The 24,160-nt window shown below is 56.4% G+C and carries 21 protein-coding genes, 2 tRNA genes and 3 rRNA genes; 13 read left to right on the forward strand and 13 right to left on the reverse strand.

Annotated elements, in window-relative coordinates; genetic code table 11:
• The 9 genes from OQ460_RS09200 to OQ460_RS09240 all read right to left on the reverse strand — a co-directional run bounded on the left by OQ460_RS09200 (position 1) and on the right by OQ460_RS09240 (position 6,923).
• A complete protein-coding gene (locus OQ460_RS09200; RefSeq protein ID WP_410021494.1) occupies positions 1-960 on the reverse strand; it encodes a metal ABC transporter solute-binding protein, Zn/Mn family in 960 nt (319 codons plus the stop codon).
• Positions 960-1,859: a metal ABC transporter permease gene (locus OQ460_RS09205; protein ID WP_169957238.1), complete on the reverse strand. Its 900-nt coding sequence runs from the start codon at positions 1,857-1,859 to the stop codon at positions 960-962. Before OQ460_RS09205 ends, OQ460_RS09200 begins: the two co-directional genes overlap by 1 nt.
• Positions 1,856-2,602, reverse strand: a complete 747-nt coding sequence (locus tag OQ460_RS09210; protein WP_410021495.1) for a metal ABC transporter ATP-binding protein — start codon at positions 2,600-2,602, stop codon at positions 1,856-1,858. The genes OQ460_RS09205 and OQ460_RS09210 overlap by 4 nt, the downstream gene beginning before the upstream one ends.
• Positions 2,599-3,519: a metal ABC transporter substrate-binding protein gene (locus OQ460_RS09215; RefSeq protein ID WP_410021496.1), complete on the reverse strand. Its 921-nt coding sequence runs from the start codon at positions 3,517-3,519 to the stop codon at positions 2,599-2,601. Before OQ460_RS09215 ends, OQ460_RS09210 begins: the two co-directional genes overlap by 4 nt.
• Before the next feature lie 34 nt (positions 3,520-3,553).
• Entirely contained in the window at positions 3,554-4,129 is a 576-nt protein-coding gene (locus tag OQ460_RS09220) for a DUF6162 family protein (protein WP_410021497.1), read from the reverse strand.
• Positions 4,126-4,455 carry a hypothetical protein gene (locus OQ460_RS09225; protein ID WP_410021498.1) on the reverse strand — a complete coding sequence of 110 codons (330 nt, stop codon included), beginning with the start codon at positions 4,453-4,455 and terminating at the stop codon, positions 4,126-4,128. Before OQ460_RS09225 ends, OQ460_RS09220 begins: the two co-directional genes overlap by 4 nt.
• Positions 4,452-4,991, reverse strand: coding sequence for a thiamine pyrophosphate-binding protein (locus tag OQ460_RS09230; RefSeq protein WP_410021499.1), 540 nt, complete (start codon positions 4,989-4,991; stop codon positions 4,452-4,454). The genes OQ460_RS09225 and OQ460_RS09230 overlap by 4 nt, the downstream gene beginning before the upstream one ends.
• Complete coding sequence (locus OQ460_RS09235) at positions 4,992-6,200, reverse strand: PepSY-associated TM helix domain-containing protein (RefSeq protein ID WP_410021500.1); 1,209 nt, start codon at positions 6,198-6,200, stop codon at positions 4,992-4,994. It abuts the gene before it with no gap.
• A 249-nt stretch (positions 6,201-6,449) separates the two neighbouring features.
• Positions 6,450-6,923 carry a VOC family protein gene (locus OQ460_RS09240; RefSeq protein WP_410021501.1) on the reverse strand — a complete coding sequence of 158 codons (474 nt, stop codon included), beginning with the start codon at positions 6,921-6,923 and terminating at the stop codon, positions 6,450-6,452.
• A gap of 221 nt (positions 6,924-7,144) precedes the next feature.
• Here OQ460_RS09240 and OQ460_RS09245 point away from each other — a divergent pair, with 221 nt between their 5' ends.
• The 4 genes from OQ460_RS09245 to OQ460_RS09260 all read left to right on the forward strand — a co-directional run bounded on the left by OQ460_RS09245 (position 7,145) and on the right by OQ460_RS09260 (position 11,163).
• Positions 7,145-7,510, forward strand: coding sequence for an antibiotic biosynthesis monooxygenase (locus OQ460_RS09245; RefSeq protein ID WP_410021502.1), 366 nt, complete (start codon positions 7,145-7,147; stop codon positions 7,508-7,510).
• Between the two features lie 131 nt (positions 7,511-7,641).
• Positions 7,642-7,911, forward strand: a complete 270-nt coding sequence (locus tag OQ460_RS09250; RefSeq protein WP_410021503.1) for a hypothetical protein — start codon at positions 7,642-7,644, stop codon at positions 7,909-7,911.
• 232 nt (positions 7,912-8,143) lie between these two features.
• Complete coding sequence (locus OQ460_RS09255) at positions 8,144-9,304, forward strand: cysteine desulfurase family protein (protein ID WP_410021504.1); 1,161 nt, start codon at positions 8,144-8,146, stop codon at positions 9,302-9,304.
• Between the two features lie 50 nt (positions 9,305-9,354).
• Positions 9,355-11,163 (forward strand): aminopeptidase P family protein, encoded by a 1,809-nt coding sequence (locus OQ460_RS09260; RefSeq protein WP_410021505.1) that lies wholly within the window; start codon positions 9,355-9,357, stop codon positions 11,161-11,163.
• A 32-nt stretch (positions 11,164-11,195) separates the two neighbouring features.
• Here OQ460_RS09260 and OQ460_RS09265 read toward each other — a convergent pair whose 3' ends face one another.
• Together OQ460_RS09265 and OQ460_RS09270 are read right to left on the reverse strand one after the other, a co-directional pair.
• On the reverse strand, positions 11,196-11,786 hold the full coding sequence (locus tag OQ460_RS09265) for a 2-hydroxychromene-2-carboxylate isomerase (RefSeq protein WP_410021506.1): 591 nt from the start codon (positions 11,784-11,786) through the stop codon (positions 11,196-11,198).
• Positions 11,787-11,820: 34 nt separating this feature from the next.
• Complete coding sequence (locus OQ460_RS09270; protein WP_410021507.1) at positions 11,821-12,552, reverse strand: SDR family oxidoreductase; 732 nt, start codon at positions 12,550-12,552, stop codon at positions 11,821-11,823.
• Positions 12,553-12,644: 92 nt separating this feature from the next.
• On the opposite strand from OQ460_RS09270, the gene OQ460_RS09275 reads away from it, so the two are divergent.
• On the forward strand, positions 12,645-13,205 hold the full coding sequence (locus tag OQ460_RS09275) for a TetR/AcrR family transcriptional regulator (protein WP_410021508.1): 561 nt from the start codon (positions 12,645-12,647) through the stop codon (positions 13,203-13,205).
• Positions 13,206-13,217: 12 nt separating this feature from the next.
• Here the strand turns inward: OQ460_RS09275 and OQ460_RS09280 are convergent, their stop codons facing one another.
• Both OQ460_RS09280 and rhtA read right to left on the reverse strand, forming a co-directional pair.
• On the reverse strand, positions 13,218-13,499 hold the full coding sequence (locus OQ460_RS09280) for a hypothetical protein (RefSeq protein ID WP_410021509.1): 282 nt from the start codon (positions 13,497-13,499) through the stop codon (positions 13,218-13,220).
• Between the two features lie 170 nt (positions 13,500-13,669).
• Positions 13,670-14,557 (reverse strand): threonine/homoserine exporter RhtA, encoded by an 888-nt coding sequence (gene rhtA / locus OQ460_RS09285; RefSeq protein ID WP_410021510.1) that lies wholly within the window; start codon positions 14,555-14,557, stop codon positions 13,670-13,672.
• 685 nt (positions 14,558-15,242) lie between these two features.
• Between rhtA and OQ460_RS09290 the strand changes: the two genes are divergently transcribed.
• From OQ460_RS09290 to OQ460_RS09325, 8 genes are all read left to right on the forward strand, one after another.
• Positions 15,243-16,779 (forward strand): 16S ribosomal RNA (locus tag OQ460_RS09290).
• 125 nt (positions 16,780-16,904) lie between these two features.
• Positions 16,905-16,981 (forward strand) — tRNA-Ile (locus tag OQ460_RS09295).
• Positions 16,982-17,011: 30 nt separating this feature from the next.
• Positions 17,012-17,087 (forward strand) — tRNA-Ala (locus OQ460_RS09300).
• Positions 17,088-17,321: 234 nt separating this feature from the next.
• Positions 17,322-20,215: ribosomal RNA gene (locus tag OQ460_RS09305) — 23S ribosomal RNA — on the forward strand.
• A 156-nt stretch (positions 20,216-20,371) separates the two neighbouring features.
• Positions 20,372-20,487, forward strand: a 5S ribosomal RNA gene (rrf, locus tag OQ460_RS09310).
• The 16S, 23S and 5S rRNA genes sit together here with 2 tRNA genes alongside, the layout of an rRNA operon.
• A 259-nt stretch (positions 20,488-20,746) precedes the next feature.
• Complete coding sequence (gene mrdA, locus OQ460_RS09315; RefSeq protein WP_410021511.1) at positions 20,747-22,639, forward strand: penicillin-binding protein 2; 1,893 nt, start codon at positions 20,747-20,749, stop codon at positions 22,637-22,639.
• Between the two features lie 117 nt (positions 22,640-22,756).
• On the forward strand, positions 22,757-23,833 hold the full coding sequence (locus OQ460_RS09320) for a M4 family metallopeptidase (RefSeq protein ID WP_410021512.1): 1,077 nt from the start codon (positions 22,757-22,759) through the stop codon (positions 23,831-23,833).
• Positions 23,808-24,122, forward strand: a complete 315-nt coding sequence (locus OQ460_RS09325) for a protealysin inhibitor emfourin (RefSeq protein ID WP_410021513.1) — start codon at positions 23,808-23,810, stop codon at positions 24,120-24,122. Before OQ460_RS09320 ends, OQ460_RS09325 begins: the two co-directional genes overlap by 26 nt.
• Positions 24,123-24,160 lie beyond the last annotated feature (38 nt).

The following is a 24,160-nucleotide window of genomic DNA, read 5'->3' on the forward strand; positions in this document are numbered from 1 at the left end:
CTACAAGGTCAGGGCCTTGATCAGTGTATCCACATTTTCCTCCAGTTCCGCCAACGGGTCCGCGCCGTCGGTACCCAGCACCAGCAATTTGGCATCGCCCGCGCTGACCGCCGCTTTCACCGCCTCAGTCGGTTGACGATGGTGCAGCACCAGCGCCACGTCGTTGTCTTTCAAACTGGCGGTCAACACCTGGAGTGCTTCAGCGCTCCATTCGGTGTCAGGCCGTGCGTCAGTGCTGACCAGTTCCAGATTCAGCCCACTGACCAAATAGCCGAAATGATCGCTCAGGCTCACCACGCTCAAGTTATCGGCCTTGGCCAGGCGTGCTTCGCTGTCGGCACTGAGCTTGAGCAAGCGTTGCTTGAGGCTCGCCAGGTTGCTGTCGATTTGCGCCTTGGCGCCGGGCGCCAGGCGTGACAGGTCGGCAGCCATCACGTCGGCCATGCGTCCCAGGTTGTTGCTTGACTGCCAGGGTTGGCTATTGAGCCCATCGATAGCGCCAGGTTGCAGGGCGATCCCCGGCAGGGCGCCGTCCACCGGCCGGGCGGCGTCTACTTCAACGATGCGGATATTGCTGCGGCGGGCCACCGGGTACAGCGGGTCATCCGGCCAGATCGAGCGCAGGCCGACAGTAGCGTCGGCGTCCAGGGCCAGGGTGTGCAGGGCCGCTGCGCCGCGACCGGTGAAATAGGAGGTCTGGCGCGAGCCCGGCAAGTTGGCGGGCGCAGCGCGTTCAAGCCGGACGTCGGTGTCTTTGAGCAGATGTTCGGCCAGCCCGTAGGTCACCGGCAAGGCCGCCAGGACTTTCACCGGGTTGACTGACTTGGCCTTGGGCAGGTCGGCCTGGCCTATCCCTTGGTTGCCGGTGACGGGCAGCGGTTTGATATTGTCGCCCGCCAGCAGCGGGGTGCTGATCAGGCAGGCGATGGCCAGGGCCAGGGGACGTAAGACAGGGTGCATTATCCGAGATTCCCTTTCAGGCTGGGGACCGTGCCGCGCGCGATGGCGGCAAGGGCGAAGGCGATGCCGGCGACCAGAATGATCGCGGCGCCGGACGGAATGGGCAGGTCAAAGATGATCGGCAGCAGAATCCCGCACAAAGTGCTGAGGGTGGCGATCACCACCGAAATCCAGAAAAAACCCTTGAGCGACTGGCTCAGCAAACGCGCGGCAGCGGCCGGGATTACCAGCAGGGCACCCACCAGAATCGCGCCGATTACCTTCACGGCAGCCACGGTAATCAGGGTCACCAGGATCACGAACAGATAATCCAGGGTCTTTACCGCGACGCCGCGTACAGCGGCCAGTTGTGGGTTGAAGCTGGCGAGCATGATGCGGTTGTACAGTGGCAACGCCAGCGCCATCACCAACGAACCGACAACCGCCAGCACCAGCAAGTCGTTGCCATTGACCGTGAGTACCGAGCCGAACAAGACGTTCTCGAGGATGTGGACGTTGATCTTGCCCGCCAGGATCAGCAGTAGGCTGGCACCCAATGCCAATGACACCGAAAGGAATACGCCGATCAGCGTATCGGGTGCCAGGCCGGTGCGGTTGCGCAGGTAATTGAGCAGGATGCCGAACAGCAGGCAGTAGCCGAACAGGCTGCCATAGGGCCCGGTGTAGGGTTCCCCCAGCAGAATGCCCACGGCCACACCGGTGAGTGCGGCATGGCCGACGGCTTCGGAAAAGAACGCAAAGCGCTTGACCACCACCAACGTGCCCAAGCCGCCCAGCACCGGACCTATCAGCAGGCCGGCGAGCAAGGCGTTGACCACAAACCCATAGGCCAGGGCTTCTGGCAGATAGCCGGAAGAAGCCCAGCCCTGGACCATCAAGCGAAAGGCTTCATAGCTCATTGGGCTGTGCTCCTTGGGTGGGTGGAAAACAGCGTCAGCAAACGATCTGGCGTCAGTGCCTCCCTGGGTGTGGCGTCAAACAATACGCGACGGTTCAAGCCGGTTACCCGGTCCGCCAGGCGGCCGACGGCTTCCAGGTCGTGCTCGATCCACAGCACAGTGATGCCGCTTTGCCGCCAGTCGTTGAGCAGGCGTTCGAACACCTGGATCCCGGCTTCGTCGAGCGCTGACATTGGTTCGTCGAGCACCAGCAACTGTGGCGCCGGGATCAGGCCCTGGGCCAGCAATACACGTTGCCGCTCGCCGCCAGACAGAGCACCCATGCGGCGCTTGCGCTTGTCCTGCATGCCAACCCGCTCCAGCGCTTCGCCAATCGAGCCGGCGTAGTGCCGGGACAAGCCGAGAAAGGCCGGGCGGCGCTGGCACATGGCAGCCATGAAGTCATCGACGGTCATCGGCAGGCCGCGATCGAACTCCAGCGCCTGGGGGACATAGCCGATGGTGCCCGGCGTGTCCGGCCAATGCAGGCTGAGTTGCCCCTGGTGCGGCGTTTGCCCCAGCAGCGTCTTGATCAGCGAGCTTTTGCCGCCGCCGTTGGGGCCGACCAATGCGTGGATGCTGCCCGGCTGGACCTGGAGACTCACGGTGTCGAGGATCGCGGTACGGCCAAGGGTCAGCGAGATCTTGTTGAACTCGATGGTCGGGCCAATGCTGGCCACATGCAGTTGTTCGGCCGCCGTCATGCCCCGGACTCCTGGATCGCGCGAACCACGGTGTTGAGGTTATTGGTCATTTCAACTTCGTACTTTTCCGCGCTGTATTCACCGTAGGAAATATGAGACAGCGGGTACAGCTTGACTCCGGACTCACGTTGGATGGTATCGACGTAGCTGGACGGAAAATCCATCTCCGAGAAAATCACCTTGACGTCCAGCTCGCGTAGCTGGTCGATGGTCTTCTTCAGTTGGCTCGGGCTGGGCTCGATACCATGGGCGGGCTCCACCACGGCCGTGACTTCCAGGCCAAATTCGCGCAGCAGGTAGTCATAGGCGGCGTGTACCGTCGCTACACGCAGATCCGCGTTCGGCGCGCTGGTGAGCTTGGCCAGGGCTGCGGCGCGCATCTGCCGCAAGCGCTTGCCATAGGCCCGCGCGTTCTGGGTGTAGACCTTGGCGTTGTCCGGGTCAAGCTTGCCCAGTTCTCGGGCGATGTTGTTGACCTGGGCGATGGACGCGCTGATCGACAGAAACGTGTGCGGATTGACTACCTTGCCAGCGCCACGTGCGGCATTGCCGGTAGCCGCCAGCAGCGGCACATTGGCATTGGCTTCGATCACCGGGATATCCGGGCGCTCGCTGGTGGCAATCATGCGGTCGGCAAAGTCATCGTGGCCAACGCCGTTGAGTACAACCACGTCCAGCCCGCCGATGCGCTTGATGTCTTCGGCCCGAGGCTCGTAGGCGTGAGGGTTGAAGCCGGCTGGAATCAGCGGTATCACATCGGCTTTGTCGCCGACGATATTGGTCACGTAGCTGTAGTACGGATGCAGAGTGATACCTATGCGCAGGCGCTTGCTTGCCTCGGCATTGGCCAGTGGTGCCAGCAACAGGCTGAACAAACCCACCAGCAGCAGGCGTAACAGGGGAGATGAAATAGACATAGGGACTCGGTCTTCTCTCGGATACGGCGTGAATTCAGTGGCGATGCTGGCGGGTGACGCCAGCGTCGAATTGCGCTACGACCTGTTGCCAGCCGGCATCAATCAATGCCTGGTCGGCAAGGTCGGTCGGCGCGGCGAGGTTGGGGCGCCGATTGAGCCAGATGTCCGGTTCGGCACCGCTCACGCGCATCAGCAGGGAGCCGCTGGTCTCTATTGCCTGGCTCACGCCCAGGTAAGACGAGGGCTCCAGCAAGAGCCACTGATGGCCGCCACGGCTGACCGAGCTGGCGTCCTGGGCGAAGGGTGCAAAACCTTCTTCGGCCAGTTGGGCTGGTGTCGGCAGGGCGTTTTGCTCCTGCTGGAGCAGCTGGATTTCATCCAGGGTTACCCGCAGATCGGCATAGATGCCTTGCTCGGCAGCGTTCAGGTCACGGCGTGCGTCCAGTTCATGACTGGCAACGGCGTGGACTTCCTGGGTTTCGCCATGCAAGGCCACCACCGTGCCGGCGACGGCCAGGATGATCAGGCACAGCAGCAACACGTAGAGGGTCTCGTGACCGGCGCCGGCCGGTCGGACGATGTGCGTAGTTCCTCGAGTGGCAGCAGTCATTGGGGCTGGATATCCGCTTGGTCGATCTCGACAACGTGGCCAGGGCCGGCATCAAACAGCACGTAGAATTCGGCTGCCGGTTTCTTGAAGGTCAATGTCGAGTCTTCGCCCAGTTTGCCGGGTACCAGGATGGTTTCGTCGTAGCCGATTACATCCAGGGTCACGCCGGGTGCGCCGCTGCCGTCGGAGAAGCCGCCGGTGCACTGGATTTGCTCGCCGGGGATTTCCTTGCATTCGCACATCGGGTTGTGGGCTACGGCATAGGTGCTCACGCCCGCGCAGAGGATCAGTGCGGCGCAGGCGCGGGTCAGGTGCGTGAAAGTCATGGTTTAACTCCTTGCTTGTTCAGCCAGGCAATCGTGGCAGGCGAGGCCTGGCTCAAGGGAATGGACGCCTGTTGCATGCTGCCGTCCCAGCCCTCCATGGTGATCCACAGTTCAGCGTCGGGCGAGGTGCGTTCAGGTATCGGCAAGGCCGCGCCCATACGGTATGCGGTACCGAAGAAAATCACGCCAGCAGCGCGCAGGCTGCGCGGCTTGCCAATGCGCAGGTAGGTAGCCTTGACATGGTCGGCGCAGGTGTCGCACAGGGCCGCGTTGAAAAATTTCATCGGGCCCGCCGGGTTGGGGCTGGGCCCCTCGTTACGCAACTCGGCCAGTCTGATGCTCCATGGGCCGACTTGTACCTCACCGATCTCGCGCTCGCCCAAGCCGCTGTCACCGCGAAACAGAGCAGCGTCGGCAAAGTACTTGGGCATGAAGCCCAGCGGTACCAGCAACAGCAGGATATTGATATGGAAACGCCATTTAAGCCAAAAGACACGCAGGGGCGAGGGCGGTTGAACGGGGATGGCCTTGCTCATTTACTTGCCCTCCGAGGTTTCAGCTTGCATGACGGCAATGGGGCGAGGCGTGGTGCTCTTGCGTGGTTCCTTGGCACTGCGCTTGAGAGCATGCAGGGTGGCCAGGGCAGTGCGCTTGCTCCAGATCAGCAAGCCGCTCAAGACCATCATGCTTAACAGCAGGCCGAAGAAGAACCAGATCAATTTGATCCAGAGTCCGCCAAAGTCACCGGTGTGCAGCGGGCGCATGGACTCGGTGACAAACTCAAGGCCGGAGCGGTCGGACAGCAAGTGCGAGGCAGCGATCTCACCATTGTATGGATTGATTTCGGCTGTCTGGAACATCAGCGGGTACCAGCCACGTCCACCGATGCGTAAGTGGCTATAAGCGTTACTCGGCAGGCTGACGAAGCTGGCTTCAAGCCCTGGAATACGTTGGGTGGCAATGTTGATGGCATCGTCCAGGGGGATCATCGGCGCCGGCACGCCGGGACTGGACATCGGCACCTTGTCCCGGGCAATCACCGGGACCACTGGCTGGCTGGAAATGGTGATCTGATTGTCTCCCAGGATCGCCTGGATCATGAACCAGGTCCCGGTGATCGAAATGACTGCGATAAACCAGATCGACCAGATACCGCTCAGGCGGTGGAAATCACCCCAGAAGATCCGCGCACCGTGGTTGAAACGCAGGGTGGGCTTGAAGAAACCTTTCCAGAAGCGTTTGTAGACCACCAGCCCGGTGACCAATGACGCGAGCATCGGCAGCCCGAGGAAAGACACCAGGTACCAGCCCCAGCTATAGCCATTGGTGAAGGGCACCAGCCACCAACCATGGAGGGCGCGGGTGAAGGCTTGAAAGTTGAACGCTGGGCTGACGCCCTGGATCACCCCGGTGTAAGGGTTGACATACACCGTCACGGAGCGTCCGTCGGGGTAGCTGATATCAACGTCGAGGGCAAAATGCGATTCATCCGGACGACTCAGGGCTTCGACGATTGCTTTGGGTTCGGCGCGATTGATGGCGGCGATGACCTGGTCATAGCTCAGGGGCTGGGCATCGTCCGACGGTTTGCTGGCGCGCATTTCGGGGTTGGCCAGCCAGACAATTTCCTGGCTGACCACCGCCAGGGTGCCGGTGACGCAAACGATCAGTACGAAGAACCAGATGGGCAGCGCCAGCCAGCTATGTACAAGAAACCAGAGTTTGGAGCGTGACTTCTTCGACATATTAATGAGGGTCTTGATCGGAGGGGGGCAATGCAGGCCCGAAAAAGGCCAGTCGTAGCTTTTGCTTACGCGACAGGCTGTATCTAAGTTAAGACGGATGAGAATCAAAAAACCCTAAGCGATAAATGAAAGCAAATGTTTCAGATGCGCATTTGCGGGCGTCGTCTGCATTTTTTTGGCCGCACAATCCAATGCAGGAGCTGAAGAGGCGCAGCCTCTCAACAGCTCCTTGAAGGGCGTCAGATAACGTTATGCGTCTGGTGCGCCCGGCTGGAACATCGCTTCTGCGCGCTGGCGGATCTGTTCTTCCGTCAGATCCTCTATATGCGTGGCGAGGAACCACACGTGCCCGAAAGGATCTTTCAGCGTCCCTGAGCGGTCGCCATAAAACTGATCCTTGGGTTCTGAAATTACCGTGCCTCCGGCCGCGATCGCTTGCTCGTACTGCTTGTCCACGTCTTGTACATACAAATGCAAGCCGACGCTGGGCAGTTCTTTTCCGGGACTGCCGAAGGCCATTTGGTCACAAGGCGAGGCCAACATGATTGCCGAGTCGCCAATTCGCAGTTCGGCATGGCCGACTTTTCCGTCGGGCATGTCCAGACGCATGATCTGTCTGGCATCGAAAGCTGCCATGTAGAAGTCGATAGCTTCAGCCGCTTTTTCGATGCCCAGGTAAGGCGTGAGGCTGTGGTAGCCCTCGGGGATGGGTTTCACGCTCATTTCGGTCTCCTCAGGTTGTTGTAGAGGGCGCCGTTTTGCCGGCCTTTTCACTATAGGCCACGGGTTTGTCTGCTTACGGGTAACCGACGACCGTCAGTTTTTTGCGAGAGCTGACAGCAATAAACAGAAGCCCGAAAAATCTTGACCTCTACTTAACTTGAGGTTTTACCTTGCGAGGCATTGGATCGAAAGATTGCACTTACGGTAAGTGGGGAGTCTTCATGCATGAATTAGCGAAAAGTCGTGGTTTTACCCAAATGATCGAATTTCATATAGAACCCAGGCAGCAGTTTGCCTTGGTGTTGGCGCTGTCCGAGCAGACTGAGCGCCTGGCCCAGGGGCATGCGGGATTTCTCAGTGCCAGTGTGCAGGTCAGTGATGATGGGCGACGGGTGCTGAACTACCTGCAGTGGCTGTCCCGTGAAGATGGTGAGGCGGCTTTCAGGCGTTTCGAGCAGGAGGGACAAGGTTTTTGGCGGTTGATCAGCGCCCATCAAGCGAGCGCCGTCACCTTCGGCTCGTTCCAGGTGCTGCGCAGCATTGAGCGCAGCCATGACAACGCCCTGCAATGCAGCCTGAACCGATAGCGGGGATGCCCGTTCGGGTTGCATGTGCTGGCATTGCTGATAGCGACTATCACGGAGGATGATTTTTCATTGCGACAGGGCTGCAGTAGCCTGTGCTCATTGACTTCAGCACGTTTCGCAGGACCTTCGCCATGAACCGTTTACTCGCCATTTCGCTGTTGCTTGCCGCCTCTGTCCTCGCCGGTTGTGCGACGCATCCTGCGCCCGAGCTGCGGCCGTACTCTGCCGAAGAAAGCCGGCAATTGGCGATGGAGGCATTGAACCGCCGCGGTCTGTCGTTTGAGGAATATCATCAGCAGAAGGCGCAGTTGACTGCCCAGCCACAGCAGCCTTTTGGTTTTGATCGCAGAGGCGAAATGAATGCCGAGCATAGTGTGACGCTACAGGGACGTCCCAGCTAAGGCTGCAGTTGGTATCGCCGAGCCCGCCGTTCCCTCGCAGGAACGGCGGGTTTTTTGTTTTCCAACCCTTTCGCCGAGCCTGTTAAGCTGAATTCCAGGAGCGTTCCTACGCACTTTTAGGAAAAGTGGTCTTCTTTAACGGCATTCGATCAGGTAAATCAGACAACCTCTCTTCTGGTCGCTGCCCCTGGGACACTGCTCTCGGGAACATGCTCTGCGAGTCCTCACTGTCATGAATAAACGTCCTCTGTATTTTGATTATGCCGCCACCACTCCAGTGGATGAGCGGGTCATCCGGGTCATGGTCGAATGCCTCGGTTTCAACGCCAATTTTGGTAACCCTGCGTCCAGCGCCCATGCGTTCGGCCAACAGGCACGGCAAACGGTTGAGCAGGCGCGGAGCCAGGTTGCGCAATTGGTGGGCGCGCAGGCGCAACAGATTGTCTGGACCTCCGGTGCTACCGAGTCCAACAACCTTGCGATCAAAGGTGTGGCCCAGGCGCGGGGTGTCAGTGGCGGGCATATCATCACCAGCCAGATCGAACACAAGGCCACCCTCGATACCGCTCGACAGTTGCAGAAAGCCGGCATTGCTGTCACGTACCTGGTCCCCGACGCAGAAGGGTTGATCAGCGTCGAAGCGCTCAACGAGGCACTGCGTGAAGATACCTTTCTTGTGTCGTTGATGCTGGTCAACAACGAACTTGGCACGTTGAACGACATTCCGGCCATCGGTACGCGTGTCCGTGAACATGGCGCGTTATTGCACGTGGACGCAGCACAAGGGGTGGGTAAGGTGGTCATTGACCTGGCCCGCTGGCCGGTGGACCTGATGTCGTTCTCAGCGCATAAACTCTACGGTCCAAAAGGCATCGGTGCGTTGTATGTCGGGCCGCGAGCGCAGCAAAAGGTACTGGCGCAAATACACGGTGGTGGTCATGAAGGCGGCTTGCGCTCCGGCACCTTGGCGACCCACCAGATTGCCGGCATGGGCAGCGCCTTTGCATTGGCTGGGGAATCCTTTGCTGAAGAGTCGAGGGTTATTATCGCTTTGCGCCAGCGTTTGCTTGAGCAATTGCTGAGCATCCCCGGCGTGCGTCTTAACGGTAGCGCCACGCAGCGTATTCCTCATACTCTGAGCCTGACTTTCAGCGAAGGTGAGTTCAATCTGGCGGCGTTGAGCAGCAGTATTGCGTTTTCGTCCACTTCCGCGTGCAATTCGGCGAGCAACACGCCTTCCCATGTGCTTCTAGCTTTGGGCCATGACGCGCGCGACGCGGCCCGCACCATCCGCTTGAGTCTGGGACGCTTTACGACCGAGGAGGATGTTGATCAAACTGTACAGTTGATCAGGACCGCCTTGGCTAGTGCGCCGGCCTTTTGGGCAGTGTGATTGGGTTGTTCGCAGTGCATAACAATTATTAGTGGTTAGCAGGAGAAATAATGAGTACGCAGCCCTTGACCCATGGAACGGTTCCCCAGCGCATTGTGCGCATCCGCGAGTTGATGAATCGGGAAGGGGTTCATGCCCTGCTGGTTCCATCGGCTGATCCGCACTTGTCCGAATACTTGCCGGGTTACTGGCAGGGGCGGCAGTGGTTGTCCGGGTTTCATGGCTCGGTGGGCACGTTGATTGTCACTGCAGATTTCGCTGGAGTCTGGGCGGACAGCCGGTACTGGGAACAGGCGACAAAGGAACTCAAGGGCAGCGGCATCGAGTTGGTGAAACTGCAGCCGGGCCAACCAGGGCCATTGGAGTGGCTGGGCGAGCAAACTCCGGAAGGTGGTGTAGTGGCGGTCGATGGCGCGGTGATGGCCGTGGCGTCCGCACGTACCTTGGGCGGCAAGCTGGAAGCGCGGGGTGCTCGCCTGCGCACTGATATCGATTTGCTCAACGAAGCCTGGCACGACCGTCCGGCGTTACCGAGCCAGCCGGTCTATCAGCATTTGCCGCCACAAGCCACGGTCAGCCGGGTCGAGAAATTGGCTGCTCTGCGCGAGAGCTTGAAAGAGAAGGGGGCCGACTGGCACTTCATCGCAACCCTGGACGATATCGCCTGGCTGTTCAATCTGCGTGGTGCAGATGTTTCGTTCAATCCGGTATTTGTGTCTTTCGCCCTGATCACCCAGCAGCAAGCGACGCTGTTTGTTGCCCTGGAAAAGGTCGACATCGAGTTGCGCGAGGTGTTGGAGCTGGATGGCGTAACGTTGCGCGACTATAGCGAAATGGCTGCAGCCTTGCGTGAGGTTCCCGTTGGCGACAGCCTGCAAGTCGATCCTGCGCGGGTGACAGCCGGGTTGCTGAATAACCTGGCCAGCGGCGTCAAACTGATCGAAGGGCTCAACCCAACCACATTGGCCAAGTCCCGCAAAAGCCAGGCGGATGCTGAACACATTCGGCAGGCCATGGAGCAGGATGGTGCGGCGCTGTGCGAATTCTTCGCTTGGCTGGAGGGGGCTTTGGGTCGTGAGCGCATTACTGAGTTGACTATCGATGAGCGCCTGAGCGCCGCACGCGAGCGTAGGCCGGGTTATGTGTCGCTGAGCTTCAACACCATTGCCGCATTCAATGCCAATGGTGCGATGCCGCATTATCACGCTACGCAAGAAGAGCATGCAGTGATCGAAGGCAATGGTTTGTTGCTGATCGATTCGGGCGGCCAGTATCTGGGTGGCACCACCGATATCACCCGCATGGTGCCTATCGGCACGCCGACCGATGAACAAAAGCGCGATTGCACACGGGTACTCAAAGGTGTCATTGCTCTGTCCCGCGCGCATTTCCCCAGAGGTATCCTCTCACCCTTGCTGGACGCAATCGCCCGTGCGCCTATCTGGGCGCAAGGGGTGGACTACGGCCATGGCACAGGTCATGGTGTCGGGTACTTTCTCAATGTGCATGAAGGCCCGCAGGTAATCGCCTATCAGGCAGCTGCGGCACCACAAACGGCCATGCAGCCTGGGATGATTACTTCCATCGAGCCGGGTACCTACCGACCGGGTCGCTGGGGAGTGCGTATCGAGAACCTGGCAATGAACCGTGAAGCCGGCACGACTGAGTTCGGCGAGTTTCTCGCGTTTGAAACCCTCACCTTGTGTCCAATCGATACCCGTTGCCTGATACCGTCGTTGTTGACGGTCGAGGAACGGCAGTGGTTCAACGATTACCACGCGCAAGTGTGTGAGCGTCTGAGTCCGTTGCTCGGCGGGGCTGCTCTGGAGTGGTTGCAGGTCCGTACGGCGGCTATCTAAAGGCCGGCAGCACTGGGCTCACCCTGTGCTGCCTAACTCAGGGCTGCGCGTACAAAGTCCAGGCGGTCCTGGCCGAAGAACAGTTTATTGCCGACAAACATGCTGGGCGCACCGAACACTCCGCGCCGAATGGCTTGCTCGGTCGTTTCCTTGAGCGCGATCTTCACGTTCTCGGCATTGCTCCATTCCAGCACCTGGGCAGGGTCAAAACGGTGTTCGACAAGGACGTCAGCCACCACTGCAGGATCACCGAGATGGCGCCCATCGACCCAGATCGCCCGAAACAGGCAGTCGATAAAATCGACAAAGCGTTCCGGCTGGCGTAGTTGAATGGCAGTGACAGCACGCATCAGCAATAGAGTGTTGATAGGGAAGTGTGGATTGAACTTGAGTGGTACATCGTAACGCCGGGCATAGCGCTCCAGGTCTTGAAGCATGTATCGGCCTTTTGCAGGAATCGTTATCGGAGAGGCATTGCCTGTGGCCTTGAATACGCCTCCCAGCAACATCGGTTGGTACACCAACAGGCTGTCGGTGTCAGCGCAGATACCCGGAAGCTGGGTATAAGCCAGGTAAGTGGTGGGGCTGCCGAGGTCGAAATAGAAATCCAGGGTTTTATTCATGGTTGGGCTCGCTGCTTATTATTATGGGGAGTGCTTACCACTGCTCGCTCCAAGGGCGTAGGTCCAGCTCGAACGTCCAGGCGTCCCTAGGTTGGCTGTGCAGATACCAGTAGCTTTCAGCAATATGCTGGGGGTCGAGAATGCCGTCGAGATCCTTGAGGGCGTATTTTTGCGGGAAGTTATCGCGGATGAAGTCGGTGTCGATGGCGCCGTCTACTACCACGTGTGCAACATGGATGTTCAAGGGGCCCAGTTCTCGCGCCATACTTTGAGCCAGGGCACGAATCCCATGTTTGGCACCGGCGAATGCAGCAAAGCCGGCCGCGCCACGTAACCCGGCGGTTGCACCGGTAAACAGGATCGTCCCCCGTTGGCGAGTCACCATCCGTTTTGCCACTTCACGGGCATTCAAGAAGCCTGAGAAGCAGGCCATCTCCCAAATCTTGAAGTACTTGCGCGCGGTTTCTTCCAGAATACTGCAAGGCACATTCGCACCGATGTTGAAAACAAATGCTTCGATGGGCCCCAGTTCGCTCTCGATCCTCTCTATCAAGGCGATAACCTGGTCTTCTTTGCGTGCATCGCAGGCAAAGCCGTAAGCATCGCCGCCAGCAGACTGAATGCTTTCTACCAGAGGTTGCAGCTTATCGGCACTGCGCCGTGTGACGCAGGCCACATAACCTTCACTGGCAAAACGTTTGGCAATCGCGCCGCCTGTGGCATCGCCTGCGCCGACCACCAGTACGATTTTCTTATTGTCAGTCATTGGATCAACCTTTTGGTAAACGATCGTTAACTAAACGAACGTTATGCTACGATTCGTTGAACGTCAAGGTTGTGAATTCCAGAGGAGAGGTGATGCGTTATTCGATCAGCCACAAGCAACAGACTAGGGAAAGGCTTTTGCAGAGCAGTGCAGCCCTTGCAAAGACGCAAGGATTTGCCAGCGTCGGCGTGGATGGTTTGATGAAGGCCATTGGGCTTAGTGGTGGCGCCTTTTACAGCCACTTTTCTTCCAAGGACGAGCTGTTCGGTTCAATCATCGAGCGGGAGTTGAGCCAGAGCCTTGAGCGGCTGGGCGCAGGGGATGCGCAAAGTCGTGAACGGTTGGACCGTTGCCTGAAGTTCTATCTGAGCATGGCTCATGTGGAACATGCGGCAACTGGCTGTGCGTTGCCGAGCATGGGGGCGGAGATTGCGCGTTCGGATGTTGTCGTGCGTGAACACGCACAGACGTGGATCTGTCAGCTGCACGCCAATTGGGCCCGTACTTTGGAAAGTGACAGTCTGGCGTGGGCAATTCTGTCCCAGTGCGTTGGTGCGCTGGTAGTCGCTAGAATGTTGGTCGATCCACAGGTTCAGGCGCAGGTGCTCTCATCCAGTTATCAAGAGCTCAGTCGGCAGATTGCCGATCATTGACCCGCACGTGGCTTACTTGCAGATGACGATCATGCTGCGGCTCGTATAACCGGCGGGATTCAGGCCGAAAGGATAATCCCCTGGCTCTTCTGTGTTGTCCCCCGACTTGGCAATGACTTTATAGCCTTTTTTGCCGCATGAGCTGGCTGCACTGGTGTAGCACTTGTCCCAGGAGGAAGACAGGCCAGAGCAGTTGATATGCAACCCTTTCTTTCCGCGTTTAACTTCTGTCTTGGTGGTCGCGGCGCAACCGGCAAGGGCGACCACGACAAGCATTATCAAAATTCGCTTCATTACCATCCTTAATAGCCCTGGTCGCGTGACCGCGCCACGTTGGCTTTGCTCGCTCTCGAATGTAGCGTTCTTGGATGTCCCTATTCGAAAATTTCCATGACTGGCACTGAGTTACAGCCTAAACATGGCCTAATTGAGCGGCAAATGCCAGAGCTACGTTAAATCCGGAATCAATCGGCTGCGACCATTGGCTTTGATTCGCTGCGCATAGTTAAGGTCGCGCCCACTGAGGCCAGAATAATGCAGGCGATGGCGAGCCACTGCGCCATTGATAGGTACTCCTGCAGGAAAAACAGACCGGAAAGCGCACCGAACGCAGGCTCTACGCTCATCAGTGTGCCAAACGTGCGGGCAGGCAGGCGGGTCAGCGCAACCATCTCCAAAGTGTAGGGGAGGGCGGTGGAAAGGATTGCGACACCAATGGCGATGGGAATCAGCGAAGGCGTCAGTAACGCGGCGCCGGCATGGACTATTCCGATAGGCGCGACAAACAGAGCGGCGATCATAACGCCAAGAGCGGCGGTCTGAACGCCATTGTCCGCCCCGGCTTTTTGTCCAAACAGGATATAGAGTGCCCAACAGATACCCGCGCCTAATGCATAGGCCGCACCTGTCAGGTCGATACCTTTGCTGGTTTCTCCCACAGGTATCAACAGCAGCAGGCCAACGACGGCCAACGCTATCCAGAGAAAGTCCACGGCGCGCCGTGAAGCGTAGATAGCGACAGCCAGTGGGCCGGTGAACTCAAGGGCAACCGCAATACCCAGCGGAACGGTGCGTAACGACATATAGAAGAGGAAGTTCATGCCGCCGAGCGCCATCCCGTACACGATTACCGTACGCAACGAACTGGCGGTGAGCTTAGCGCGCCATGGGCGCAATAGAAGCAGCATGATGATGCTCGCGAAAATCAGCCGCAGCGTAGTAGTGCCCTGGGCACCAACAATAGGGAACATGCTTTTGGCCAAGGAGGCGCCTGATTGTATGGAGGCCATGGCAATCAGCAGCAAGCCGACAGGAAACAATGCCGAGGCCATGCTGCGGGGTGAAGTGGTCATTGGGTGTTCGTCCGGGTTCATATAAGGAGGCAGAGGTGTCTATGATGCTCAAGTCGCCGATGCTGAGCAATATATTGCTCAGTTCGAAGGGCGTTCTTTCTATAACGGGTATCTTTACGATGTTTCGATGGAAAAAGGGAATTAACTGTTGACGGCGATTTATATCTGTCTATAATTCGCCCCACTTCCGGCGCAGTCGAAACGGAAAACTCCTTGGTAAACAAAGAGTTATGCGGAATTCGACAGCGACCTGCTTCAGATCATCGAAGCCTGGAAGGAGTTGGTAGAGCAAGGTTGTTTGGCTCTATTAACGGTTCGATCTTCTCGGTCGAAAGCGGAGAAAAAGAGGTGTTGACAGCAGCGTGTAACGCTGTAGAATTCGCCTCCCGCTAACGAGAGATCGGAAGCGCAAGTGGTTGAAGTTGCAGAGGAAACTTTGAAAACTTCTTAAAATAACCGCTTGACAGCAACAGAGGCTGCTGTAGAATGCGCGCCTCGGTTGAGACGAAAGATCTTAACCAACCGCTCTTTAACAACTGAATCAAGCAATTCGTGTGGGTGCTTGTGGAGTCAGACTGATAGTCAACAAGATTATCAGCATCACAAGTTACTCCGCGAGAAATCAAAGATGTAACCAACGATTGCTGAGCCAAGTTTAGGGTTTCTTAAAAACCCAAAGATGTTTGAACTGAAGAGTTTGATCATGGCTCAGATTGAACGCTGGCGGCAGGCCTAACACATGCAAGTCGAGCGGTAGAGAGAAGCTTGCTTCTCTTGAGAGCGGCGGACGGGTGAGTAATGCCTAGGAATCTGCCTGGTAGTGGGGGATAACGTTCGGAAACGGACGCTAATACCGCATACGTCCTACGGGAGAAAGCAGGGGACCTTCGGGCCTTGCGCTATCAGATGAGCCTAGGTCGGATTAGCTAGTTGGTGGGGTAATGGCTCACCAAGGCGACGATCCGTAACTGGTCTGAGAGGATGATCAGTCACACTGGAACTGAGACACGGTCCAGACTCCTACGGGAGGCAGCAGTGGGGAATATTGGACAATGGGCGAAAGCCTGATCCAGCCATGCCGCGTGTGTGAAGAAGGTCTTCGGATTGTAAAGCACTTTAAGTTGGGAGGAAGGGTTGTAGATTAATACTCTGCAATTTTGACGTTACCGACAGAATAAGCACCGGCTAACTCTGTGCCAGCAGCCGCGGTAATACAGAGGGTGCAAGCGTTAATCGGAATTACTGGGCGTAAAGCGCGCGTAGGTGGTTTGTTAAGTTGGATGTGAAATCCCCGGGCTCAACCTGGGAACTGCATTCAAAACTGACTGACTAGAGTATGGTAGAGGGTGGTGGAATTTCCTGTGTAGCGGTGAAATGCGTAGATATAGGAAGGAACACCAGTGGCGAAGGCGACCACCTGGACTGATACTGACACTGAGGTGCGAAAGCGTGGGGAGCAAACAGGATTAGATACCCTGGTAGTCCACGCCGTAAACGATGTCAACTAGCCGTTGGGAGCCTTGAGCTCTTAGTGGCGCAGCTAACGCATTAAGTTGACCGCCTGGGGAGTACGGCCGCAAGGTTAAAACTCAAATGAATTGACGGGGGCCCGCACAAGCGGTGGAGCATGTGGTTTAATTCGAAGCAACGCGAAGAACCTTACCAGGCCTTGACATCCAATGAACTTTCTAGAGATAGATTGGTGCCTTCGGGAACATTGAGACAGGTGCTGCATGGCTGTCGTCAGCTCGTGTCGTGAGATGTTGGGTTAAGTCCCGTAACGAGCGCAACCCTTGTCCTTAGTTACCAGCACGTCATGGTGGGCACTCTAAGGAGACTGCCGGTGACAAACCGGAGGAAGGTGGGGATGACGTCAAGTCATCATGGCCCTTACGGCCTGGGCTACACACGTGCTACAATGGTCGGTACAGAGGGTTGCCAAGCCGCGAGGTGGAGCTAATCCCACAAAACCGATCGTAGTCCGGATCGCAGTCTGCAACTCGACTGCGTGAAGTCGGAATCGCTAGTAATCGCGAATCAGAATGTCGCGGTGAATACGTTCCCGGGCCTTGTACACACCGCCCGTCACACCATGGGAGTGGGTTGCACCAGAAGTAGCTAGTCTAACCTTCGGGAGGACGGTTACCACGGTGTGATTCATGACTGGGGTGAAGTCGTAACAAGGTAGCCGTAGGGGAACCTGCGGCTGGATCACCTCCTTAATCGACGACATCAGCTGCTCCATAAGTTCCCACACGAATTGCTTGATTCATTGAAGAAGACGATAGAAGCAGCTTCAAGCTTTAAGCTACAAGCTTCAAGTTTGATTGCGTAACGCATCAAAATTGGGTCTGTAGCTCAGTTGGTTAGAGCGCACCCCTGATAAGGGTGAGGTCGGCAGTTCGAATCTGCCCAGACCCACCAATTTTGTGTGGGAAACGCCTGTAGAAATACGGGGCCATAGCTCAGCTGGGAGAGCGCCTGCCTTGCACGCAGGAGGTCAACGGTTCGATCCCGTTTGGCTCCACCACTACTGCTTCTGTCGGTATAAAGCTTAGAAATGAGCATTCCATTGTGATGATGGTGAATGTTGATTTCTAGTCTTTGACTAGTTCGTTCTTTAAAAATTTGGGTATGTGATAGAAAGATAGACTGGACGTTACTTTCACTGGTAACGGATCAGGCTAAGGTAAAATTTGTGAGTAATTGCGAATTTTCGGCGAATGTTGTCTTCACAGTATAACCAGATTGCTTGGGGTTATATGGTCAAGTGAAGAAGCGCATACGGTGGATGCCTTGGCAGTCAGAGGCGATGAAAGACGTGGTAGCCTGCGAAAAGCTTCGGGGAGTCGGCAAACAGACTTTGATCCGGAGATGTCTGAATGGGGGAACCCAGCCATCATAAGATGGTTATCTTGTACTGAATACATAGGTGCAAGAGGCGAACCAGGGGAACTGAAACATCTAAGTACCCTGAGGAAAAGAAATCAACCGAGATTCCCTTAGTAGTGGCGAGCGAACGGGGACTAGCCCTTAAGTGGTTTTGAGATTAGCGGAACGCTCTGGAAAGTGCGGCCATAGTGGGTGATAGCCCTGTACGCGAAAATCTCTTAGTCATGAAATCGAGTAGGACGGAGCACGAGAAACTTTGTCTGAATATGGGGGGACCATCCTCCAAGGCTAAATACTACTGACTGACCGATAGTGAACTAGTACCGTGAGGGAAAGGCGAAAAGAACCCCGGAGAGGGGAGTGAAATAGATCCTGAAACCGTATGCGTACAAGCAGTGGGAGCCCACTTTGTTGGGTGACTGCGTACCTTTTGTATAATGGGTCAGCGACTTATTTTCAGTGGCGAGCTTAACCGAATAGGGGAGGCGTAGCGAAAGCGAGTCTTAATAGGGCGTCTAGTCGCTGGGAATAGACCCGAAACCGGGCGATCTATCCATGGGCAGGTTGAAGGTTGGGTAACACTAACTGGAGGACCGAACCGACTACCGTTGAAAAGTTAGCGGATGACCTGTGGATCGGAGTGAAAGGCTAATCAAGCTCGGAGATAGCTGGTTCTCCTCGAAAGCTATTTAGGTAGCGCCTCATGTATCACTGTAGGGGGTAGAGCACTGTTTCGGCTAGGGGGTCATCCCGACTTACCAAACCGATGCAAACTCCGAATACCTACAAGTGCCGAGCATGGGAGACACACGGCGGGTGCTAACGTCCGTCGTGAAAAGGGAAACAACCCAGACCGTCAGCTAAGGTCCCAAAGTTATGGTTAAGTGGGAAACGATGTGGGAAGGCTTAGACAGCTAGGAGGTTGGCTTAGAAGCAGCCACCCTTTAAAGAAAGCGTAATAGCTCACTAGTCGAGTCGGCCTGCGCGGAAGATGTAACGGGGCTCAAACCATACACCGAAGCTACGGGTATCATCTTAGGATGATGCGGTAGAGGAGCGTTCTGTAAGCCTGTGAAGGTGAGTTGAGAAGCTTGCTGGAGGTATCAGAAGTGCGAATGCTGACATGAGTAACGACAATGGGTGTGAAAAACACCCACGCCGAAAGACCAAGGTTTCCTGCGCAACGTTAATCGACGCAGGGTTAGTCGGTCCCTAAGGCGAGGCTGAAAAGCGTAGTCGATGGAAAACAGGTTAATATTCCTGTACTTCTGGTTATTGCGATGGAGGGACGGAGAAGGCTAGGCCAGCTTGGCGTTGGTTGTCCAAGTTTAAGGTGGTAGGCTGGAATCTTAGGTAAATCCGGGATTCTAAGGCCGAGAGCTGATGACGAGTCATCTTTTAGATGACGAAGTGGTTGATGCCATGCTTCCAAGAAAAGCTTCTAAGCTTCAGGTAACCAGGAACCGTACCCCAAACCGACACAGGTGGTTGGGTAGAGAATACCAAGGCGCTTGAGAGAACTCGGGTGAAGGAACTAGGCAAAATGGCACCGTAACTTCGGGAGAAGGTGCGCCGGTGAGGGTGAAGGACTTGCTCCGTAAGCTCATGCCGGTCGAAGATACCAGGCCGCTGCGACTGTTTATTAAAAACACAGCACTCTGCAAACACGAAAGTGGACGTATAGGGTGTGACGCCTGCCCGGTGCCGGAAGGTTAATTGATGGGGTTAGCTAACGCGAAGCTCTTGATCGAAGCCCCGGTAAACGGCGGCCGTAACTATAACGGTCCTAAGGTAGCGAAATTCCTTGTCGGGTAAGTTCCGACCTGCACGAATGGCGTAACGATGGCGGCGCTGTCTCCACCCGAGACTCAGTGAAATTGAAATCGCTGTGAAGATGCAGTGTATCCGCGGCTAGACGGAAAGACCCCGTGAACCTTTACTATAGCTTTGCACTGGACTTTGAATTTGCTTGTGTAGGATAGGTGGGAGGCTTTGAAGCGTGGACGCCAGTTCGCGTGGAGCCAACCTTGAAATACCACCCTGGCAACTTTGAGGTTCTAACTCAGGTCCGTTATCCGGATCGAGGACAGTGTATGGTGGGTAGTTTGACTGGGGCGGTCTCCTCCTAAAGAGTAACGGAGGAGTACGAAGGTGCGCTCAGACCGGTCGGAAATCGGTCGTAGAGTATAAAGGCAAAAGCGCGCTTGACTGCGAGACAGACACGTCGAGCAGGTACGAAAGTAGGTCTTAGTGATCCGGTGGTTCTGTATGGAAGGGCCATCGCTCAACGGATAAAAGGTACTCCGGGGATAACAGGCTGATACCGCCCAAGAGTTCATATCGACGGCGGTGTTTGGCACCTCGATGTCGGCTCATCACATCCTGGGGCTGAAGCCGGTCCCAAGGGTATGGCTGTTCGCCATTTAAAGTGGTACGCGAGCTGGGTTTAGAACGTCGTGAGACAGTTCGGTCCCTATCTGCCGTGGACGTTTGAGATTTGAGAGGGGCTGCTCCTAGTACGAGAGGACCGGAGTGGACGAACCTCTGGTGTTCCGGTTGTCACGCCAGTGGCATTGCCGGGTAGCTATGTTCGGAATAGATAACCGCTGAAAGCATCTAAGCGGGAAACTAGCCTCAAGATGAGATCTCACTGGAACCTTGAGTTCCCTGAAGGGCCGTCGAAGACTACGACGTTGATAGGTTGGGTGTGTAAGCGCTGTGAGGCGTTGAGCTAACCAATACTAATTGCCCGTGAGGCTTGACCATATAACACCCAAGCAATTTGAGTACTCGAAAGAGCATCAGATTGCGGTGTGTGAAGACGATACAAACCGAAAGTTTGCGCTCACAAAACACCGAACGCTGTCACATACCCAATTTGCTGAAGCGAGGCCATCTGGTCACGACTCAGTACCCGAATTTCTTGACGACCATAGAGCATTGGAACCACCTGATCCCATCCCGAACTCAGTAGTGAAACGATGCATCGCCGATGGTAGTGTGGGGTTTCCCCATGTGAGAGTAGGTCATCGTCAAGATTAAATTCCGAAACCCCATTTGCGAAAGCAGATGGGGTTTTGTTTTGGACGGTCGAAAAGTGCGGCGGTTGCCTTCAAGCCGCTAGCCTTACGAGCAGGGCGTACCCTTTGCAATATTTCCTGCCCAAAATAAATAGCTGCATAAGAAAATTGATGCAAGGTATTTCAGTATTTTTGGTATGGTGCAGCTCCTTTTCCAAGGACTGGTCGTTCAACCGCAGGACGCGGCATCCTCACCGTTCAACGAGATGCTGTAGAAATGCCCGCTCCTATTCCTATTAAAGATCACGAGAAAGAACACCGTCTGGTCAATAAGCGCCTGCTGGCCTGCGCAATATTCGTGCTATGCATTACGTGCGCCTTGGTAGTGCGAATGTACTTTCTGCAAGTGGTGGAGTTTGACTACCACTCCACTATCTCGGAAAACAATCGAGTTCATGTCTTACCCATCACTCCTGCACGCGGACTGATTTATGACCGAAATGGGGTGCTGCTGGCCGATAACCGTCCCAGCTACAACTTGACCATAACGCGCGAGCGCACCTCCGATCTTGGGCAAGAGTTGGACGCCATCGTTGCTCTCCTGCATCTACCCAGGGAAGAACGTGCGTTGTTCGATAAGGCGTTGAAGCAGGCACGGCATCCATTTGTCCCTGTTACGCTGTTTTACCAACTGACCGAAGAGCAAATTGCCGTACTGGCTGTTAATGAGTTCCGCCTGCCGGGCGTTGATGTGGAGCCTCAATTCGTTCGCCACTATCCACTGGGCGCGCACTTTGCGCACTCTATCGGCTACGTTGGACGCATCAACGAAAAGGAATCCCAGGAGCTGGACTCGGTGGAATACCGTGGCACTCAATCGATCGGCAAGACAGGTATTGAGCGTTTCTACGAGTCACAGCTGCATGGCCACGTCGGTTACGAAGAAGTTGAGACAAACGCCCAAGGCCGGGTCTTGCGAGTGCTCAAGCATACTGACCCGATCCCCGGGAAAAATATTGTCCTCAGTCTGGATGTAAAACTTCAGGAAGCTGCCGAAGAGGCCCTGGGTAATCGCCGTGGCTCAATCGTTGCCCTTGATCCGAAGACCGGTGAGGTTCTGGCTATGGTCAGCAAGCCGAGCTTTGACCCGAACTTGTTCGTCACTGGCATCAGTTTCAAGGAATATGCTGCATTGCGCGACTCCATCGACCGGCCGTTGTTCAACCGGGTGCTGCGCGGGCTCTACGCGCCAGGTTCGACGATCAAGCCGGAAGTGGCCATCGCCGGCCTCGATAGCGGCGTTGTCACCGCGCGTACCCGCGTGTTTGACCCCGGTTACTATCAGCTCCCGGATTTCGATCACAAGTACCGTAACTGGAACCACAGTGGCGACGGTTGGGTTGATATGGACGCCGCGATCATGCGCTCCAATGACACTTACTTTTACGACCTGGCCCACAAGTTGGGGATTGATCGCCTGCACGACTACATGGCTGAGTTTGGCCTTGGGCAGAAGGTTTCCCTGGATATGTTCGAAGAGTCAGCAGGCTTGATGCCGTCGCAAGCCTGGAAACGTGCCACAAGGCGCCAGCCCTGGTTTCCCGGAGAAACCGTGATTCTCGGTATTGGCCAAGGCTACATGCAGGTTACGCCATTGCAATTGGCCCAAGCCACGGCACTGATTGCCAACAAAGGTGTGTGGAACCGTCCGCACCTGGCCAAGAGTGTCGACGGCGTAGCGCCGATGGATCAAAACCCCATGCCCAATATTGTCCTCAAGGACCCGCAGGATTGGGAGCAGGTCAGCCATGGTATGCAAATGGTGATGCATGACCCGCGGGGGATTGCCCGTGCAGCGGCTGCGGGTGCGCAGTATCGAATTGCCGGTAAGAGCGGTACCGCACAGGTGGTAGCGATCAAGCAGGGTGAGCGATACAACCGCCTGAAGACCGCGGAGCGCAATCGAGACAACGCATTGTTCGTGGGGTTTGCACCGGCGGAGCAACCCCGGATTGTGATTTCGGTGATGATCGAAAACGGCGAAGCCGGTGGCCGTGTGGCAGGCCCGGTGGTGCGGCAGATCATGGACGCCTGGTTGCTGGACCAGCAAGGCCATCTGAAAGCGCAGTACGCGGCTCCCGGCAATAAGTCGGACAAACCTCACGTTTGAAACCGATACCTGCCAAAAACCTTGGTCCAGTGCGCACATTCGATACTAGTCAAAGCGAACCTCTGGCACCAGACTGAATCACAACAGTAACGGTCTCAGTTTGCCAGGGAGCTGCCCATGCCAAGCCCGCGCGATTATCAAGGCTTCATTCCTCCTTATATTCTTCATCGTCTGATTGATCATGGCTCCGAGTGGCAACGCTCGCGAGCCCTGCATACCCTGACTCACGTCCGCCAGTTGCAAGCCGGGATCTCACAGCCAGGGCAGCCTCCGATAGCCAAGTCGTCCAAGCCAGGCACGTTGCAGCGTCATATTTACGATGCCCAGAACCTGACCCAATTGCCTGGCACTCTGGTGCGCAGCGAGGAGCAACGAGCCAGCGGCGATCCTGCAGTGGACGAAGCCTACGATGCATTGGGCGCGACCCACGACTTTTTTTGGACCGTCTACAAGCGTGATTCCATCGACAACCGTGGCTTTGCCCTGGCGGGGACCGTGCACTACGGCGATGGCTATGAAAATGCTTTCTGGAATGGCGCGCAAATGGTCTTCGGTGATGGCGATGGCGAGATTTTCCAGCGTTTTACCCGCGCCCTTGACGTAGTCGCTCACGAGCTGGCCCACGGCATCATCGAGAGCGAAGCGGGGCTGGTTTATCGCAACCAGTCCGGCGCGCTCAATGAGTCGATTTCCGACGTGTTCGGCGTGCTCACCCGGCAATACGTGCGCAAACACACTGCTGATCAAGCTGACTGGTTGATCGGTGCGGATTTGTTGACGGACAAGGTCAAGGGCAAGGCGCTACGCTCGATGTCCGACCCCGGTACTGCCTATGACGATCCGCTGCTGGGTAAAGACCCACAACCAGCGCATATGCGCGACTTTATCGTCACCCAGGATGACAACGGTGGTGTGCACCTGAACTCCGGCATACCCAATCGCGCGTTCTACCTGGCCGCCAAGGCTTTGGGTGGTTTTGCGTGGGAGCAGGCCGGGCAGATCTGGTACGACACGTTGTGTGACAAGCGCCTGGACAATGATGCGGATTTTCAAGGTTTTGCCAAGCTGACGGTCGATAATGCCCGGCAGCGCTTCGGCAGCACCCAGGCCGATTCGGTACAGCAAGCATGGGCGCAGGTGGGAATACGACTCAAAGGAGGAACAAGCGATGAAAACCCTGCCACCCCTGGGTAACGAGGCCACCGTCAAGCTTTCCCGCCAGGGCGGCGTGGCAGCGATTCAGGCATTGAGCCGTCCGCGGCAAATCGACTTTGCGCAATGTGATCTCGACCAGCGCCAGCAGATTCTGAATGTCATCGAAGTCTGCCTGCCCCTGGACTCGTCGCAGGCGGGGCAGGGCGACCGGCGTTTCTATCAGATTGAAGTGCGCATTCGCCTGGATGATCAACTGATGTTGCAGATACCCGAAGATCTGGCGCCCATAGAGTTGGTCCGGCTTTGGAACAATGGCCAGGAATCCTGAGGAGGAAGGCGTCAATCCATTTCGTCGGTCGCGCCCGG

The sequence above is a fragment of the Pseudomonas imrae genome (assembly GCF_046352735.2).
Taxonomy (GTDB): Bacteria; Pseudomonadota; Gammaproteobacteria; order Pseudomonadales; family Pseudomonadaceae; genus Aquipseudomonas; species Aquipseudomonas imrae.

Bases quoted from the DNA above. Each gene is read 5' to 3' on its own strand.
- OQ460_RS09265 (WP_410021506.1), bottom strand. From the start codon at position 11,786: ATGAATAAAACCCTGGATTTCTATTTCGACCTCGGCAGCCCCACCACT.
- rhtA (WP_410021510.1), bottom strand. From the start codon at position 14,557: ATGACCACTTCACCCCGCAGCATGGCCTCGGCATTGTTTCCTGTCGGC.
- OQ460_RS09240 (WP_410021501.1), bottom strand. From the start codon at position 6,923: ATGAGCGTGAAACCCATCCCCGAGGGCTACCACAGCCTCACGCCTTAC.
- OQ460_RS09275 (WP_410021508.1), top strand. From the start codon at position 12,645: ATGCGTTATTCGATCAGCCACAAGCAACAGACTAGGGAAAGGCTTTTG.
- OQ460_RS09260 (WP_410021505.1), top strand. From the start codon at position 9,355: ATGAGTACGCAGCCCTTGACCCATGGAACGGTTCCCCAGCGCATTGTG.
- OQ460_RS09230 (WP_410021499.1), bottom strand. From the start codon at position 4,991: ATGAGCAAGGCCATCCCCGTTCAACCGCCCTCGCCCCTGCGTGTCTTT.
- OQ460_RS09325 (WP_410021513.1), top strand. From the start codon at position 23,808: ATGAAAACCCTGCCACCCCTGGGTAACGAGGCCACCGTCAAGCTTTCC.
- OQ460_RS09250 (WP_410021503.1), top strand. From the start codon at position 7,642: ATGAACCGTTTACTCGCCATTTCGCTGTTGCTTGCCGCCTCTGTCCTC.
- OQ460_RS09270 (WP_410021507.1), bottom strand. From the start codon at position 12,552: ATGACTGACAATAAGAAAATCGTACTGGTGGTCGGCGCAGGCGATGCC.
- OQ460_RS09205 (WP_169957238.1), bottom strand. From the start codon at position 1,859: ATGAGCTATGAAGCCTTTCGCTTGATGGTCCAGGGCTGGGCTTCTTCC.
- mrdA (WP_410021511.1), top strand. From the start codon at position 20,747: ATGCCCGCTCCTATTCCTATTAAAGATCACGAGAAAGAACACCGTCTG.
- OQ460_RS09215 (WP_410021496.1), bottom strand. From the start codon at position 3,519: ATGTCTATTTCATCTCCCCTGTTACGCCTGCTGCTGGTGGGTTTGTTC.
- OQ460_RS09245 (WP_410021502.1), top strand. From the start codon at position 7,145: ATGCATGAATTAGCGAAAAGTCGTGGTTTTACCCAAATGATCGAATTT.
- OQ460_RS09200 (WP_410021494.1), bottom strand. From the start codon at position 960: ATGCACCCTGTCTTACGTCCCCTGGCCCTGGCCATCGCCTGCCTGATC.
- OQ460_RS09210 (WP_410021495.1), bottom strand. From the start codon at position 2,602: ATGACGGCGGCCGAACAACTGCATGTGGCCAGCATTGGCCCGACCATC.
- OQ460_RS09235 (WP_410021500.1), bottom strand. From the start codon at position 6,200: ATGTCGAAGAAGTCACGCTCCAAACTCTGGTTTCTTGTACATAGCTGG.
- OQ460_RS09255 (WP_410021504.1), top strand. From the start codon at position 8,144: ATGAATAAACGTCCTCTGTATTTTGATTATGCCGCCACCACTCCAGTG.
- OQ460_RS09220 (WP_410021497.1), bottom strand. From the start codon at position 4,129: ATGACTGCTGCCACTCGAGGAACTACGCACATCGTCCGACCGGCCGGC.
- OQ460_RS09280 (WP_410021509.1), bottom strand. From the start codon at position 13,499: ATGAAGCGAATTTTGATAATGCTTGTCGTGGTCGCCCTTGCCGGTTGC.
- OQ460_RS09320 (WP_410021512.1), top strand. From the start codon at position 22,757: ATGCCAAGCCCGCGCGATTATCAAGGCTTCATTCCTCCTTATATTCTT.
- OQ460_RS09225 (WP_410021498.1), bottom strand. From the start codon at position 4,455: ATGACTTTCACGCACCTGACCCGCGCCTGCGCCGCACTGATCCTCTGC.